A 255-nucleotide genomic window follows, 5' to 3' on the forward strand; every position below is an offset into this window, starting at 1 on the left:
GGTGCTTTTCACCTTTCCCTCACGGTACTGGTTCGCTATCGGTCATGCACGAGTACTTAGGCTTGGATAGTGGTCTACCCATGTTCAGACAGGATTTCACGTGTCCCGCCCTACTCAAGGACTTATATTCGTGTTGCGTGTACGGGGCTATCACCCACTCTAGCCAACCTTTCCAGATTGTTCCACTTTACTCATATAAGCCACTGGCCTGGTCCGCGTTCGCTCGCCACTACTAGCGGAGTCTCGTTTGATGTC

General features: G+C 51.8%; 1 rRNA gene. It reads right to left on the minus strand.

Annotated elements, in window-relative coordinates:
• A 23S ribosomal RNA gene (locus tag ACOZHT_RS24485) occupies nucleotides 1-255 on the minus strand; the annotation flags it as partial.

Source organism: Ochrobactrum sp. EDr1-4 (assembly GCF_049199085.1).
Lineage (GTDB): Bacteria > Pseudomonadota > Alphaproteobacteria > Rhizobiales > Rhizobiaceae > Brucella.